The following is a 14,716-nucleotide window of genomic DNA, read 5'->3' as shown; positions in this document are numbered from 1 at the left end:
TTTCTGCTATAGAAATGCGGTTTGAATTAATCGTTTTCGTTAAATTTCCTTACCATATTTGCTTTTGCTGTAAGACTTCCCGGTTTTGCATTTTTACCACGCTCAGCTGCCTGCTGCAATTTTGCTTCCTGCTCACTGTCTGCTGTATGATTATGCTTTTGCTCTACCGCGATATTGCGGACTTTTTTCGTTGCCATCTGGTTCAGCTCTTCTGTGGAAACTTTCTTTTTCTCATACTTCTTCTTTGCTTTTTCCATATTTTTCTTTACGAGCTCATCCATATCCATACGGTCAAGATACTTATTGATCGCTACTTGCTGTACCGAACGGCAAATCGCACTAAAGATCCAGTACAAACCGAGACCTGCCGGCATTGTGAAACACATAAATACTGAGAATAACGGCATGATCATATTCATTGTCTTCATAGAATTTGCCATTGGATTCTCCCGATCGTCCATTCCAGGTGACTGTGGCATCAACTTAATATTGATCCACTGTGTCAGACCAGATAAGATCGGAATCAAAAGTGCAACAATCGCAACAAGAATTGCACCGGTCTTTAAAGCATCCATCATCAGGTTCACAGGTGCATCTGAAATATTTGCTCCCAAGAAGTTATTAATATGTGAAATCTGCCCGGATGTTGAATCAATCAAGGATGAAAGGTCCGGGAATTTATCTTTTAATGTATCCCATGTACTTGGCTGGAATTTATAAAGTACATCTACGATCGTATTTGTCTTTGTATAGTCAAACTTTTCAGGATTGATCATGATCGGGCTTGCCGAACCAATCTTCTCCATAATCTTCTGATAACCGCCAGTTGCCATGATCTCATTGACAAGAGGCATATACATATCCTTTACTCCGCCTACATATGCCGGAATGTTCTGAATAACCTTCCACAATGCAAGTAAGATCGGAAACTGGATCACTAACTGAAGACATCCACCCATCTGTGAAGTTCCGTACTTATCGTACACCATCTTCATTTCTTCCTGCATTTTCAGCATGGATTCCTGATCCCGTTTGTTCTTGTACTTTTTCTGAATTGCCTGAAGTTCAGGGTTCATTACTGCACTTAATTTTGAAAATTTCTGCTGTTTGATTGTAAGCGGAATCATAAATGTATAGATAATAATTGTAAATAAAATAATACATAAACCTATGTTTTCGATTCCGAATGCACTACTCAGCACATTAAAGATACCATCCATTAATTTACCGAGCAGCCACGCCACCTGTCCTATAATTGGCGTCGTCGATTGTGTCAAAAGAATACCTGTCATTTTTTCCTCCTTTAAGGCACAGGGTCATACCCGCCTTTTGCAAATGGATTACAACGTAAAATTCTCCATATAGTTAATAACCCACCCTTTAATGCCCCATATTTCTCAATCGCTTCAATTCCATATTGAGAACATGTAGGAAAATAAATGCAGTGAGTTGTTCTTTTTAACCCGGATAAATATTTCTGGTAAAACCTGATAAGTGCAATAAATATCTTTTTCACCGATTTTACATCTCCATTTTGTTACTTATATATATTATGAAGTCTTCCCAGGTGGATCAATGCGCTTTCCATCTCTCTGTACGAGCGCCCATTGGCACTCACTCTCGCAATCACTACAATATCATATCCACTCTGAAAATGTTCTTCTTGTAATCGATAACTCTCTCTGATCAATCGTGTCAGCCGGTGTCTCACGACACTGTTGCCAACTTTTTTGCTGACAGAAATACCAAGCCGGTTCCCTCCGGATTGGTTTTTTCTTACATACATTACCAGATACTTATTTGCATAAGACTTTCCAGTCTTATAAACAATCTGAAAATCTTGATTTTTCTTTAATGACTCGGAAAATTTCATTATTATCTTCTCCTGATTTTTAAAGAAGAAAAGGCCACATATATGCGGCCTACGCTGATAACTGTTTTCTTCCTTTTGCTCTTCTGGCAGCTAAAACTTTTCTTCCACCAGCTGTGCTCATTCTTGCTCTGAATCCATGAACTTTCGCTCTAGATCTCTTTTTTGGTTGGAATGTCATTTTCATTGAAATCCACCTCCTTAGACATGAAACCTATATATATAAATATAGACATATTATTTTTTAGACATCGTATTTCATTATAAGCATAAAATGCCATTTCGTCAAGATAATCCTTTCATTTTCTTGATTTTTTTCCATTTTTCCACATATATGATATCTCCTTATTTTTATCTGCTTTTCTACTTTTTCCATTCTCCTGTTTCTCCTCTTTTTCCAACTCTTTTTTCCATTTTTCCCCGTTTTTTCTATAAATAAAAGATGCTCTGACACTTTTCCACACATCATCTAGTATTTTTTCCCGAAAAAATCATGTGGATATCCCACAATATAGTGTTTGACCCAAATGTTATCCACAAGTTGTGGATAACTTGTGGATAACTATAAGGATAACCTGTGGATTCAGTGTTTATAGACGATTTATCCACCCATAAAATCCTTATTTTGGGGGATTTTCCACTGTCTATAAAGTTATCCACACTTATTTCCATTGCTTAAATATGGGTTTTGATGTAAAATATAGTGGAGAGATTGTCTACAAATTTCTTTTACTATGATACTTAGGAGTTAGAAGAATGAATATTGTTGAGGAAAATTGGGAAGAAATTATACAAAAATTAAAAATTGAACACAGTCTTACGGACGTTTCTTTCAAAACGTGGATTCTTCCACTGAGAGTATATAAAGTAACAAGTAATACTGTGTACATTCTTGTGAATTTAAAAGCAAGTATTGACTATATTAAAAACAAATACCTGCTGCCGTTTCAGGTATGTATTGCCGAAGTTGTCGGAAAAGAATATGAAGTAAAGTTTATCGCCGAAAATGAATTCGATCCGAAAGATTTTGAGGATAAAACCGCCACACCGAAATCAAAAGTAACTGTATCTCAGGCTGCAAACCTGAATCCCAAGTATACATTTGATACTTTTGTCGTTGGTGGAAACAACAATTTTGCACATGCTGCATCACTTGCAGTTGCAGAATCACCGGGTGAAGTCTATAATCCCCTCTTTTTATATGGAGGTGTCGGACTTGGAAAAACCCATCTTATGCACTCCATCGCTCACTTTATTTTAGAAAATGAGCCAGAGAAAAAAGTATTATATGTAACAAGTGAAACGTTTACAAATGAACTGATCGAAGCAATTAAAAACGGAAAAACTGGCAATGAATCCGCAATGACTGCTTTTCGCGAAAAATACAGATCGATTGACGTCCTTTTAATAGATGATATCCAATTTATTATCGGAAAAGAAAGTACACAGGAAGAATTCTTCCACACATTTAATCATCTTCACATATCCGGCAAGCAGATCATCATCTCCAGCGATAAGCCTCCAAAAGACATTGAAACACTGGAAGCTCGTCTCCGCTCCCGCTTTGAATGCGGCTTGGTCGCAGATATTTCCTCACCTGATTATGAAACACGAATGGCAATTCTCAGGAAAAAGGAAGAATTGGACGGACTGGACAAATACAATATTCCGGATGCTGTTATGCAGTACATTGCTTCTAATGTAAAGTCAAATATCCGTGAGCTTGAAGGCTCTTTAAACAAATTGATCGCATTATATAAGTTAAAAAATGCACCGATTGATATCAATTTGGCTGCGGAAGCGCTGAAAGATATCGTTTCACCAAATGAAAACAGACAAGTCACCCCGGAATTAATCCTGGATGTTGTCTCAGAACACTTTAATATTTCGATCGCTGACTTAAAAAGCGGCAAACGAAACGCTGAAATCGCAATTCCGCGTCAAATAGTTATGTATTTATGCCGTACTATGACCGATACTCCACTCAAAGCAATCGGTCTGACACTTGGTGGTCGTGATCATTCTACGATCAGCCATGGAGTTGACAAGGTTACTGCTGATATCAAGGCCAGTGACACCTTCAGCAACACCATTGATATTATTAAGAAAAAATTAAATCCAGTTTAGATTGTTATTTTTTTAACGGCTATTGTGGATTGATATGTGGAAAAACTGTGGATAGATTGTTCGTTCATTGTGGATAATTTTTTCTGTGGAAAACTCGCTTAAGTTATCCCAATTTTGTGAACGTATTATCCTTTGTTTTTCCACATACTTTTCGAGCGTAAAAATCGCTCAACCATAGGGATTTTTAGGGTTATCCACATATCCACAGCCCCTACGGCGGTTACGGCGGATAACTTTCATATATTTACTCAAAGCAAATACCGAAAGGAGTTATACACATGAAAATCATTTGCACAAAATCAAATTTAGTCAAAGGTGTCAGTATTGTCTCCAAAGCAGTTCCTTCTAAAACAACCATGCCAATCTTAGAATGTATCTTAATTGATGCAACAACAGATACAATCAAATTGACAGCGAATGATATGGAACTTGGAATTGAAACTACGATTGAAGGAACCATTCTTCAAAAAGGAATCATTGCATTGGATGCCAAGATTTTTTCAGAAATCGTAAGAAAACTTCCTGATAATGAAGTAATCATTGAAACAAATAGTAATTTACAGACATTGATCACCTGCGAAAAAGCGAAATTTAATATTTCCGGAAAATCAGGAGAAGATTTTTCTTATTTACCTTATATCGAAAAAAAGGATTGCATCACACTTTCTGAATTTACGCTCAAAGAAGTGATTCGTCAGACAATTTTTTCAATCTCTGATATGGATAGCAACAAACTGATGTCCGGTGAATTGTTTGAAGTAGATCAGAATATTCTGAAAGTGGTTTCCCTGGACGGACACCGTATTTCCATTAGAAAAATCGAATTAAAAGAATCTTATGAGCCTAGAAAAGTTGTCGTTCCAGGAAAGACACTTCAGGAAATCAGTAAAATCCTTTCTGGTGAGACAGAAAGTGAAGTTACTATTTATTTTACAAATAATCATATCGTGTTTGAGTTCAGCAACACCGTTGTTGTGTCAAGATTAATCGAAGGAGAATATTTCCGTATCGACCAGATGCTCTCAAACGATTATGAGACAAAAGTGCGAATCAATAAAAAAGAACTGTTAAGCTGTATTGATCGTGCAACACTTCTTGTGAAAGAAGGAGATAAGAAGCCGATCATTATTAATATTACCGATGAGTCTATGCAGCTGAAGATCCAGTCACAGATTGGTTCTATGAATGAAGAGATCATGATTACCAAGGACGGAAAGGATCTGCTGATCGGATTTAATCCGAAGTTTTTGATCGATGCGCTGCGCGTGATCGATGATGAGGAGGTCAGCCTGTACTTCATGAATGCAAAAGCACCTTGCTTTATCAAAGATGAAGAACAAAGTTATATCTATCTGATCCTCCCGGTAAACTTCAATGCGGCTGCATAAACATGCAATAAAATAATGCATATTTATGCAGAAAAACTACGAAACGTATTTTCAATGTGCGAGAGGACGAAGAAATGGAAATTATTAAATTAAGAGATGAGTACATTAAATTAGGACAGGCATTAAAAGCGGCAGGGCTTGTAGAATCTGGTGTTGATGCGAAATTTGTTATTCAGGATGGATTGGTATCTGTCAATGGGGAAATAGAAGTGCAGCGTGGAAAGAAACTTTATGCTGGAGATGTTGTCTCTTTTGATGGACAGGAGATCCGAATTGAGAAATAATAAGGACAGTTGGTGCCGGTATGGTAATTAAGTCATTAAAATTAAAAAACTTTAGAAATTATGATTTTCTCAGCATCGAGTTTGACCATGCTACCAATATATTTTATGGCGACAATGCTCAGGGTAAGACAAATATTTTAGAGGCGGTCTATCTGACCGGGACAACGAAATCTCATAGAGGTACGAAAGATCGGGATTTGATTCAATTTGGAAATGAAGAGTCTCATATTGAGACGGTGATCGAGAAAGATGGGATCGAGTTTCAGGTGGATATGCATCTGAAGAAGAACAGTCCAAAGGGAATTGCGATCAATAAGATTCCAATCCGAAAGGCAAGTGAGCTGTTTGGACTTGTTCATCTTGTATTTTTCTCCCCGGAAGATCTGAATATTATCAAGAACGGACCTGCCGAGCGGAGAAGATTTATGGATCTGGAATTGTCCCAGCTTGATAAAGTCTATCTGAGTGATCTGGCAAATTATAACAGAATCATCAATCAGAGAAACCGTCTGTTAAAAGACTGCCAGAATCGTGCAGAATTAAATGAGATGCTGGATTTATGGGATATGCAGCTGATTCAGTATGGCAGTCGGATCATGGAAAGACGGGAAAAATTTCTGGAAGAAGTAAATGAAATAATATCTGGAATTCATTATAAATTGACGGGAGGCCGAGAAACGATTACAATTTCATATGAGAAAAACATTGGGCAGATGGAATTCGAGTCGGTTCTGAAAAAGAACAGGGAGCGGGATATTCGAATGAAAAGCACCTCAGCAGGACCACACAGAGATGACATCTGTTTTTTGACAAAAGATATTGATATTCGTAAATTCGGTTCCCAGGGACAGCAGAGGACAGCAGCATTATCCTTGAAGCTTTCGGAGATAGAGATTGTCAGAAAGTTGATCAAGGATACGCCGGTTCTTTTGTTGGATGATGTCCTGTCAGAACTGGATAAGAACAGACAGAATTATTTATTAGACAGCATTCATGACATACAGACATTGATCACCTGCACTGGTGTCGATGAGTTTGTAAATCACCGCTTTTCGATAAATAAAATATTTCATGTAAGTAATGGAGTCGTAGTAAAGGAAAATTAGGAGGACTATAATGAGTACAGAATATGGTGCAGATCAGATTCAGATATTGGAAGGACTGGAGGCCGTCAGAAAAAGACCTGGAATGTACATTGGGAGCACATCTTCCAGAGGGTTACATCATCTTGTATACGAAATTGTAGACAATGCGGTCGATGAAGCACTCGGCGGATATTGTGATACGATTTTTGTATCGATCAACAAAGATAATTCGATCACGGTTATTGACAATGGACGTGGAATTCCGGTTGGGATCAATCACAAAGCAGGACTTCCGGCGGTTGAGGTCGTATTTACCGTGCTGCATGCCGGAGGAAAATTCGGTGGCGGGGGATACAAGGTGTCCGGTGGACTTCACGGAGTGGGTGCCTCAGTAGTAAATGCCCTGTCAGTATGGCTGGAAGTAGAGATTTACAACGAGGGCAAGATTTACAAACAGCGCTATGAGCGCGGGAAATCTGCCTATCAGCTGAAAGTGGTAGGAGAATGTGAAGCGGACAAGACCGGAACGAAAGTTACATTCCTGCCGGATGCCGAGATTTTTGAAGAGACAGAGTTTGATTATAATATTTTGAAGCAGAGATTCCGTGAGATGGCATTTCTTACGAAAAATCTGAAGATTGTTTTAGCAGATGAGAGACCGGAAGAACGCATCGAGAAGACATTTCACTATGAAGGTGGAATCAAGGAATTTGTGCAGTATTTAAATAAAAGCAAGACTCCTCTTTATGAGCAGATTATTTACTGTGAGGGACAGAAAGACGGAGTTGCAGTAGAAGTGGCAATGCAACACAATGATTCCTATACAGACAATACATATGGGTTTGTAAATAACATCACTACACCGGAAGGCGGTACACATGTTGTCGGTTTCCGAAATGCACTTACAAAGACTTTCAATGAGTATGCAAGAAAAAATAAGCTGTTAAAAGATAGTGAGCCAAATCTTTCAGGAGAAGATATCAGAGAAGGCCTGACAGCAATTATCAGTGTTAAGATTCAGGATCCACAGTTTGAAGGACAGACGAAGCAAAAACTTGGAAACAGTGAGGCAAGAGGTGCTGTTGACAGTGTACTGAGTACACAGTTAGAGATTTTCCTTGAACAGAATCCGCAGGTTGCCAAAGTTGTCATCGAGAAGTCTGTTCTGGCACAGCGTGCGCGGGAAGCGGCCAGAAAGGCAAGAGATCTTACAAGAAGAAAATCAGCCTTAGAGGGAATGTCACTTCCAGGAAAACTTGCAGATTGTTCAGAGAAGGATGCATCCAAATGTGAGATTTACATTGTAGAGGGAGATTCTGCGGGTGGATCGGCAAAGACTGCCAGAGACCGTGCAACTCAGGCAATTCTTCCGCTTCGAGGAAAGATTCTGAATGTAGAGAAAGCAAGACTAGATAAAATCTATGCAAATGCAGAAATCAAAGCGATGATCACAGCCTTTGGAACGGGAATTCACGAGGATTTTGATATTTCAAAACTGCGATATCATAAGATCATTATCATGACCGATGCCGACGTGGACGGCGCTCATATCAGTACGCTTCTTCTGACATTTTTATATCGGTTTATGCCGGAACTGATCAAACAAGGATACGTTTATCTAGCGCAGCCTCCGCTCTATAAGTTGGAGAAAAACAAAAAAGTATGGTATGCTTACAGTGATGAAGAATTAAATAAGATTCTTCAGGAAGTTGGAAGAGATGGAAATAATAAGATTCAGCGTTACAAAGGTCTTGGAGAGATGGATGCGGAACAGCTTTGGGAGACAACAATGGATCCGGAGCACCGCGTGCTTCTGCGTGTGACAATGGATGAGGAATCTTCATCCGAATTAGACCTTACTTTTACGACACTTATGGGAGATAAAGTAGAGCCTAGACGAGAGTTTATCGAGGAGAATGCAAAATACGTGCAAAATCTTGATATTTAAAGGTTTTTACAGCGTTGATGAAAATGTATTTCAAGTAAGGAGAAGACAATGGAAGATAATATTTTTGATAAAGTTCATGAGGTTGACCTGAAAAAGACGATGGAAGACTCTTATATTGATTATGCAATGAGCGTTATTGCCTCCCGTGCACTTCCGGATGTCAGAGATGGTCTGAAACCGGTACAGAGAAGAATCCTCTATTCCATGATTGAACTGAACAATGGACCGGATAAGCCGCATCGTAAGTGTGCCCGTATCGTCGGAGATACGATGGGTAAATATCACCCGCATGGAGATAGTTCGATTTATGGAGCGCTTGTCAATATGGCGCAGGAGTGGTCTACAAGATATCCGCTTGTGGATGGTCATGGAAACTTCGGTTCAGTCGATGGAGATGGCGCTGCTGCCATGCGTTATACAGAGGCCAGATTAAGCAGAATTTCTATGGAGCTGACAGCTGATATCAATAAAGACACAGTAGATTTCACACCAAACTTTGATGAGACGGAAAAGGAGCCGGCGGTACTTCCGGCCAGATTTCCAAATCTGCTGGTCAATGGTACGTCAGGAATTGCGGTTGGAATGGCGACGAATATTCCACCGCATAATCTAAGAGAAGTCATTGCAGCAGTGGTAAAGATTATTGATGACCAGATAGAAGAAAACGGCGAGACGAGCATAGAAGATATTTTGCAAATCGTCAAAGGGCCGGATTTCCCAACTGGAGCAATGATCCTTGGAACGAGAGGAATCGAGGAGGCATACCGCACCGGAAGAGGAAAAATCCGTGTACGTGCAGTGACGGATATAGAGCCGATGGCAAATGGAAAGAGCCGTATCGTTGTCACAGAATTACCATATATGGTGAATAAAGCTCGTCTGATCGAGAAGATTGCAGAGCTTGTACGCGATAAGAAGATTGACGGAATTACAGATTTAAGTGATCAGTCTAACCGAGAAGGTATGCGTATCTGTATCGAGCTGCGCCGGGATGTCAATGCAAATGTTGTTCTGAATCAGCTGTACAAACATACACAATTGCAGGATACGTTTGGTGTGATCATGCTGGCACTGGTCAACAACGAGCCGAAAGTCATGAACATTCTTGAGATGCTGAACTATTATCTCAGACATCAGGAAGAGGTCGTGACAAGACGTACGAAATATGAACTCAATAAGGCAGAAGAGCGCGCGCATATTTTGGAAGGCTTGCTGATCGCCCTTGATAATATTGATGAGGTTATCAGAATTATTCGTAATTCCAAGAATGCACAGGCTGCTAAAGAAGGACTGATCGAAGCATTCCAGCTGACAGATGTACAAGCACAGGCAATTGTAGATATGCGTCTGCGTGCACTGACCGGTCTGGAACGGGAAAAGCTTGAAAATGAATATAAGGAGCTCATGGAGCGCATTGGAGAATTGAGAGCAATCCTTGCAGACAGAAAACTTCTTTTAGGTGTGATCAAGGAAGAAATTCTTGTGATCAGTGGAAAATATGGGGATGACAGAAGAACTTCCATTGGTTTTGATGAGTTAGATCTTTCTACAGAAGACCTGATTCCGGAGCAGGATGTTGTGATCACAATGACAAAGCTTGGTTATATCAAGCGGATGACAACAGATACCTTCAAGAGTCAGAACCGCGGCGGTAAAGGAATCAAGGGAATGCAGACCATTGAAGAAGATTATGTAGAGGAATTATTTATGACCTCGACACATAACTATATCATGTTCTTTACCAATACCGGACGAGTATACCGGATGAAAGGCTATGAGATTCCGGAGGCTGGAAGAACTGCAAGAGGAACTGCGATCATCAATTTATTGCAGCTCATGCCGGATGAAAAGATTACTGCGATGATTCCGATCCGTGAATATGAAGACGGGAAATATCTGTTTATGGCGACGAAAAAAGGTCTTGTGAAGAAGACGCCAATTACAGATTATGCAAATGTCAGAAAGACAGGGCTTGCTGCGATCACACTTCGTGAAGATGATGAGCTGATTGAAGTAAAGATCACAGACAATGAAAAAGATATCATCATGGTAACAAAATACGGTCAGTGTATCCGTTTCAAAGAGCAGGATGTAAGATCAACGGGAAGAACTTCTATGGGTGTACGAGGAATGAACCTGAGCGATCGCGATGAAGTGATCGGAATGCAGTTACATACCCAGGGAGATTACCTTCTGATCGCTTCTGAAAAGGGAATGGGAAAACGTACTGCAATTGAAGAGTTCACCTGTCAGAATCGTGGCGGAAAAGGTGTGAAGTGCTATAAGATCACGGAGAAAACCGGAAATGTGATCGGAGTTAAAGCAGTAAACGAAGACAATGAAATTATGATCATCAATACAGAGGGAATTGTAATTCGAATGGAATGTGCAGGAATTTCTATTCTTGGTCGTGTCGCATCGGGAGTGAAACTGATCAACCTTGACTCCAATACAAAAGTTGCCAGCATTGCAAAAGTGAGAGAAACTGTCGCAGAAGAAAATGCAGAAGAAAAGGCTGAAGTAGAAGAAGCAGGTTCAGAAGAAAGTCTTGAATTAGAAACAAATTAGAAAAAATGATGGAATCAGATACCCTATGTCACAAATAGAGTGCATCTGCATATGCTGAAACAAGGCAGAACAAGGAAGCATGCAGGAGGTAACAAGCTATGGTTCAGTTTATGAATGAGACAGCAGATGCATATGCACAGATACGAGGAGATGCCGGACATTCTAAGATCAAGGGAAATATTTATTTCTTTGAAATGTACGGGGGAACACTGGTTGTGGCAGAAGTGGAAGGTCTTCCAAATGCAGAAAATGCTCCAAACGCAAATTTCTACGGATTCCATATTCATGAAGGAGCATTATGTACAGGAGATGAAGAGGATCCATTTGCTCAGACAAAGGGACATTATAATCCGGAAAATACAGTACATCCAGGGCATGCGGGGGATTTTCCTCCATTGCTTGCAAATGAGGGGCTTGCATGGAGCGCCTTTTACACAGACCGGTTTTACCCGGAAGAAGTGATCGGAAGAACAGTTGTCATCCATGGGATGGCAGATGATTTCCGGACACAGTCATCAGGAAATTCCGGAAGTAAGATCGCATGCGGAGAGATTGTATCGGAATAGTCGATTCTAGAAAGAGAATATTGGGAAAAAGAGAAGGAATATCTGGATACAGGTATTCCTTTTCTTTGTGATGTATACTATAATCTTAGATAGATGAAAAATTTCAGAAGATTCAGATCAATGAGGAGGTCCCTATGATTCGAACAATAGATGTCAGTGAGATTACAAAAAATGTAAAAGAAATGTGTATTGAAGCTAATTATTATCTTTCAGATGATATGAAAAATGCATTGCAGACGGCAGTGAGAACAGAAGAGTCTCCACTTGGCAGACAGATTTTAGAACAGCTTCAGGAAAATCTGGAGATTGCAGCAACAGATATGATTCCAATCTGCCAGGATACCGGAATGGCAGTTGTATTTTTAGAGATTGGACAAGAGGTACGTCTGACCGGGGGAAATCTGGAAGAGGCTGTCAATGAGGGGGTACGTCAGGGGTATGTGGAAGGATATTTGAGAAAATCTGTGGTAAAGGATCCGATTCTGAGAGAAAATACAAAGGATAACACCCCGGCAGTTATTCATTATAAAATTGTTTCTGGTGATCAAGTGAAGATCAAAGTGGCGCCGAAGGGATTCGGAAGTGAAAACATGAGTAAAGTTATGATGTTGAAGCCGGCAGATGGATTGGAAGGGGTAAAGCAAGCGATTCTCAATACAGTGGCAGAGGCAGGACCAAATGCGTGCCCACCAATGGTAGTCGGTGTTGGAATCGGAGGTACTTTTGAAAAATGTGCGCTGATGGCAAAGGAAGCATTGACAAGGGAGGTTGGCGTCCATTCGGAAATCTCATATGTGCAAGAATTAGAAGAAGAAATGCTGCAGAAGATCAACCAGCTTGGCATTGGACCGGGAGGATTGGGAGGCGTGATGACCGCTCTTGCAGTTAATGTCAACACATATCCGACTCACATTGCAGGGCTTCCAGTGGCGGTGAATATCTGTTGCCATGTGAACAGACATATTGTGAGAGTGTTATAGCAAGGAGAGAAAGGGAGGCAGTGCAGATGGAAAAACATATGACGGTACCAGCAGGAAAAGATCAGCTTTGCCAATTAAAAGCGGGAGATTATGTATATTTGACGGGAACAATCTATACGGCAAGGGATGCTGCGCATAAAAGAATGAATGAAAGCCTTGATCAAGGTGAGAAGCTGCCAGTGAAACTGGAAGAGCAGGTGATTTATTATATGGGACCATCTCCGGCAAGAGAAGGAAGACCAATCGGTTCAGCAGGACCAACAACTGCAAGCAGAATGGATAAGTATGCGCCGCGGCTGTTAGATCTGGGTCTGGGGGCAATGATTGGAAAGGGAAAGCGGACACAGGAAGTGATTGATGCGATTATAAGAAACGAGTCTGTCTATTTTGCGGCAGTAGGAGGTGCAGGAGCACTGTTATCTAAATGTATTAAACGCTCAGAAGTAGTTGCCTATGATGACCTTGGAGCAGAAGCAATCCGCCGATTGGAAATTGAAAACTTTCCTGTGATCGTCGTAATCGACAAAGATGGAAATAATCTCTATGAGACAGCAATTGAAAAATACAGAAAGAGAATAGAGGAAAATTAAATGAAACGTATTTTATTAATGGTCTTTAAAAATATTTTGCTGGTTCCTGTTATGTGGTGTAAATTATGCTATTATGCGGGACATGTAGAAAAATATACAGAGCAGCAAATTTACAAAATGCTCACCTTCATCGTACTTCGTGCCAATAAAGGCGGAAGAGTGACGATCGATGTACATGGAAAAGAGAATATACCGGAGAAAGATGGGTTTATGTTCTTTCCAAATCATCAGGGAATGTATGATGTACTTGCAATTGTAGAGGCATGTTCACATCCATTTTCAGTTGTAGCAAAAAAAGAGGTAGAAAATGTACAGTTTTTGAAACAGGTTTTCAAATGCATGAAAGCATATACAATGGACCGGAGTGATGTCAGACAGGCAATGAAAGTGATTACTGCAGTGAGCAAAGAAGTAGAAAATGGAAGGAACTATTTGATTTTTCCGGAAGGAACGAGGTCAAAAAATGGAAATCATGTTCAAGAATTTAAGGGCGGAAGCTTTAAAGCAGCGACAAAAGCAAAATGTCCGATTATCCCGGTGGCGTTGATTGATTCCTTTAAACCATTTGATACAAACAGCATTGAACCAGTTACAGTACAAGTTCACTTTTTAAAACCGATGTTGTATGAAGAATACAAGGATATGAAGACAAATGAAATTGCAGCAGAAGTAAAGAGGCGGATTGAAGAAGTAATAGAGAAAAATACTTCCGAACAGAAGTAGATCATCAGAGTCTTGCGAGAAAAAAAGAAGAATCCAGAGTTTACACAGAAGGATTCTTCTTTTGTTATATCTATATAGAAATAAATTACAGACAAAGAAAAATGAGAGAAAATTCTAGTAAAAGATAAATTACAAAAAAGTAAAAAAAGTTATTGACATTTGAAAAAAGCTTTAGTATAATCAATTATGCGCTTGATACAGCGCCTATATCGAAAACAAATTCGGAGAAATACTCAAGAGGCCGAAGAGGCGCCCCTGCTAAGGGTGTAGGTCGGGCAACCGGCGCGAGGGTTCAAATCCCTCTTTCTCCGCTTTTTAAAGAAAAGAACAAAATAAAAAGTTTAAAAAACTTTAAAAAGATTGTTGACAAACACTTGAGAGTGTGATATAGTTAAGAAGTTGTCGCGATAAGCGATGGCAAAATAAAAATAAAAAAGTGCTTGACAAGTAAGAAACGCTGTGATAAAATAAAACAGCTGATTACGAAAAGCGAAACAGAACATTGATAATTAAACAATAGACAACACAACCCTGAAAATTTCGAACAAATGAGAAAATTTCAGAACAGACAGAAATGTCAACCTAAA

15 protein-coding genes and 1 tRNA gene are annotated in these 14,716 nt (G+C 39.7%); 11 read left to right on the top strand and 5 right to left on the bottom strand.

From position 1 onward, the window contains the following. Nucleotides 1-26: 26 nt before the first annotated feature. The 5 genes from EDD74_RS11410 to EDD74_RS11390 are packed head-to-tail and all read right to left on the bottom strand — an operon-like array spanning nucleotide 27 to nucleotide 2,339. Nucleotides 27-1,292 (bottom strand): YidC/Oxa1 family membrane protein insertase, encoded by a 1,266-nt coding sequence (locus tag EDD74_RS11410; RefSeq protein WP_008977312.1) that lies wholly within the window; start codon nucleotides 1,290-1,292, stop codon nucleotides 27-29. Nucleotides 1,293-1,303: 11 nt separating this feature from the next. Further along, the gene (gene yidD, locus EDD74_RS11405; protein WP_008977313.1) at nucleotides 1,304-1,516 is read right to left on the bottom strand and encodes a membrane protein insertion efficiency factor YidD; all 213 of its coding nucleotides are present in this window, start codon (nucleotides 1,514-1,516) and stop codon (nucleotides 1,304-1,306) included. 21 nt (nucleotides 1,517-1,537) lie between these two features. Continuing rightward, nucleotides 1,538-1,873 carry a ribonuclease P protein component gene (gene rnpA, locus EDD74_RS11400; protein ID WP_116440947.1) on the bottom strand — a complete coding sequence of 112 codons (336 nt, stop codon included), beginning with the start codon at nucleotides 1,871-1,873 and terminating at the stop codon, nucleotides 1,538-1,540. Nucleotides 1,874-1,922: 49 nt separating this feature from the next. Continuing rightward, nucleotides 1,923-2,057: a 50S ribosomal protein L34 gene (rpmH, locus tag EDD74_RS11395; RefSeq protein WP_008977315.1), complete on the bottom strand. Its 135-nt coding sequence runs from the start codon at nucleotides 2,055-2,057 to the stop codon at nucleotides 1,923-1,925. Nucleotides 2,058-2,114: 57 nt separating this feature from the next. Next, complete coding sequence (locus EDD74_RS11390) at nucleotides 2,115-2,339, bottom strand: hypothetical protein (RefSeq protein WP_116440946.1); 225 nt, start codon at nucleotides 2,337-2,339, stop codon at nucleotides 2,115-2,117. Nucleotides 2,340-2,626: 287 nt separating this feature from the next. Here EDD74_RS11390 and dnaA point away from each other — a divergent pair, with 287 nt between their 5' ends. From dnaA to EDD74_RS11335, 11 genes are all read left to right on the top strand, one after another. After that, complete coding sequence (gene dnaA / locus EDD74_RS11385; protein ID WP_009263551.1) at nucleotides 2,627-3,997, top strand: chromosomal replication initiator protein DnaA; 1,371 nt, start codon at nucleotides 2,627-2,629, stop codon at nucleotides 3,995-3,997. Between the two features lie 278 nt (nucleotides 3,998-4,275). Beyond that, on the top strand, nucleotides 4,276-5,385 hold the full coding sequence (gene dnaN, locus EDD74_RS11380; protein WP_009263552.1) for a DNA polymerase III subunit beta: 1,110 nt from the start codon (nucleotides 4,276-4,278) through the stop codon (nucleotides 5,383-5,385). 74 nt (nucleotides 5,386-5,459) lie between these two features. Further along, nucleotides 5,460-5,669 (top strand): RNA-binding S4 domain-containing protein, encoded by a 210-nt coding sequence (locus EDD74_RS11375; RefSeq protein ID WP_008977318.1) that lies wholly within the window; start codon nucleotides 5,460-5,462, stop codon nucleotides 5,667-5,669. A gap of 20 nt (nucleotides 5,670-5,689) precedes the next feature. Beyond that, nucleotides 5,690-6,775, top strand: coding sequence for a DNA replication/repair protein RecF (gene recF / locus EDD74_RS11370; protein WP_008977319.1), 1,086 nt, complete (start codon nucleotides 5,690-5,692; stop codon nucleotides 6,773-6,775). Nucleotides 6,776-6,785: 10 nt separating this feature from the next. Beyond that, nucleotides 6,786-8,702, top strand: coding sequence for a DNA topoisomerase (ATP-hydrolyzing) subunit B (gene gyrB / locus EDD74_RS11365; RefSeq protein ID WP_009263554.1), 1,917 nt, complete (start codon nucleotides 6,786-6,788; stop codon nucleotides 8,700-8,702). A 48-nt stretch (nucleotides 8,703-8,750) separates the two neighbouring features. Further along, nucleotides 8,751-11,270 carry a DNA gyrase subunit A gene (gene gyrA / locus EDD74_RS11360; RefSeq protein ID WP_116440945.1) on the top strand — a complete coding sequence of 840 codons (2,520 nt, stop codon included), beginning with the start codon at nucleotides 8,751-8,753 and terminating at the stop codon, nucleotides 11,268-11,270. A gap of 98 nt (nucleotides 11,271-11,368) precedes the next feature. Then, on the top strand, nucleotides 11,369-11,836 hold the full coding sequence (locus tag EDD74_RS11355) for a superoxide dismutase family protein (RefSeq protein WP_008977324.1): 468 nt from the start codon (nucleotides 11,369-11,371) through the stop codon (nucleotides 11,834-11,836). Nucleotides 11,837-11,970: 134 nt separating this feature from the next. After that, the gene (locus EDD74_RS11350; protein ID WP_116440944.1) at nucleotides 11,971-12,816 is read left to right on the top strand and encodes a fumarate hydratase; all 846 of its coding nucleotides are present in this window, start codon (nucleotides 11,971-11,973) and stop codon (nucleotides 12,814-12,816) included. A gap of 20 nt (nucleotides 12,817-12,836) precedes the next feature. Next, a complete protein-coding gene (locus EDD74_RS11345) occupies nucleotides 12,837-13,406 on the top strand; it encodes a Fe-S-containing hydro-lyase (RefSeq protein ID WP_270196970.1) in 570 nt (189 codons plus the stop codon). Further along, nucleotides 13,407-14,129 (top strand): lysophospholipid acyltransferase family protein, encoded by a 723-nt coding sequence (locus EDD74_RS11340; protein ID WP_008977327.1) that lies wholly within the window; start codon nucleotides 13,407-13,409, stop codon nucleotides 14,127-14,129. A gap of 223 nt (nucleotides 14,130-14,352) precedes the next feature. Then, a tRNA-Ser gene (locus tag EDD74_RS11335) sits at nucleotides 14,353-14,440 on the top strand. Nucleotides 14,441-14,716: the final 276 nt, after the last annotated feature.

The organism is Faecalimonas umbilicata, from assembly GCF_004346095.1.
Taxonomy (GTDB): Bacteria; Bacillota; Clostridia; order Lachnospirales; family Lachnospiraceae; genus Faecalimonas; species Faecalimonas umbilicata.
The sequence above is the reverse complement of the archived record's forward strand: the minus strand, read 5'-3'. Positions and strand labels throughout refer to the sequence as shown.

Coding starts and splice junctions, on each gene's coding strand:
- EDD74_RS11390 (WP_116440946.1), bottom strand. CDS start 2,339: ATGATGTGTGGAAAAGTGTCAGAGCATCTTTTATTTATAGAAAAAACG.
- EDD74_RS11340 (WP_008977327.1), top strand. CDS start 13,407: ATGAAACGTATTTTATTAATGGTCTTTAAAAATATTTTGCTGGTTCCT.
- rpmH (WP_008977315.1), bottom strand. CDS start 2,057: ATGAAAATGACATTCCAACCAAAAAAGAGATCTAGAGCGAAAGTTCAT.
- rnpA (WP_116440947.1), bottom strand. CDS start 1,873: ATGAAATTTTCCGAGTCATTAAAGAAAAATCAAGATTTTCAGATTGTT.
- EDD74_RS11350 (WP_116440944.1), top strand. CDS start 11,971: ATGATTCGAACAATAGATGTCAGTGAGATTACAAAAAATGTAAAAGAA.
- dnaA (WP_009263551.1), top strand. CDS start 2,627: ATGAATATTGTTGAGGAAAATTGGGAAGAAATTATACAAAAATTAAAA.
- gyrB (WP_009263554.1), top strand. CDS start 6,786: ATGAGTACAGAATATGGTGCAGATCAGATTCAGATATTGGAAGGACTG.
- recF (WP_008977319.1), top strand. CDS start 5,690: ATGGTAATTAAGTCATTAAAATTAAAAAACTTTAGAAATTATGATTTT.
- gyrA (WP_116440945.1), top strand. CDS start 8,751: ATGGAAGATAATATTTTTGATAAAGTTCATGAGGTTGACCTGAAAAAG.
- EDD74_RS11355 (WP_008977324.1), top strand. CDS start 11,369: ATGGTTCAGTTTATGAATGAGACAGCAGATGCATATGCACAGATACGA.
- dnaN (WP_009263552.1), top strand. CDS start 4,276: ATGAAAATCATTTGCACAAAATCAAATTTAGTCAAAGGTGTCAGTATT.
- EDD74_RS11410 (WP_008977312.1), bottom strand. CDS start 1,292: ATGACAGGTATTCTTTTGACACAATCGACGACGCCAATTATAGGACAG.
- EDD74_RS11375 (WP_008977318.1), top strand. CDS start 5,460: ATGGAAATTATTAAATTAAGAGATGAGTACATTAAATTAGGACAGGCA.